Origin of the sequence: Paraburkholderia sp. SIMBA_054 (assembly GCF_046534875.1) — a bacterium.
Classification (GTDB): Bacteria; Pseudomonadota; Gammaproteobacteria; order Burkholderiales; family Burkholderiaceae; genus Paraburkholderia; species Paraburkholderia hospita.
Genome location: NZ_JAWRXV010000275.1, coordinates 1 through 420, shown reverse-complemented (window position 1 = coordinate 420; position 420 = coordinate 1). Strand labels below are relative to the sequence as shown.

Below are 420 nucleotides of genomic sequence, written 5' to 3'. Positions count from 1 at the left end.
CTTCAGCGAATCGGCAAGTTCGGAGCCGCTGCCGTCGAGCGTCTGCTGCATGAGCTGACGCGCGCCCGGTCCAGGATCGCCCTGATTCTTGATCACGTTAAAGCGCGTACGGACTTTCGACAGCGTGTCCAGATAGCCCTTCAGCATCGAGCCGTTATCGCCGGTCTGAACCATGCGGCCGAGCGCGGAGAACTCCTGGCCAATCGGTCCCATCGGCATTTCGACCGGATTGCCGTTAATGTCGATGTTCGCATTCAACTGACCCGTCGGCGCGCGCGAGAACCATTGCCTGAACCAGCTCGTCACGCCGCTTTGCGCGCGCTTCAGGTTTGCATTGAAGAGCGACGGGTTATCCCACGAGGTCTGGCCATACGCGGTTTCGCGTAGTTTGCGCATCCGCGAATCGTGCCGCTCGCCGAG

1 pseudogene is annotated in these 420 nt (G+C 61.0%); it reads right to left on the bottom strand.

Annotated elements, in window-relative coordinates:
• Positions 1-420 (bottom strand): annotated as a pseudogene (locus tag SB822_RS55090) (type VI secretion system membrane subunit TssM); the annotation flags it as partial.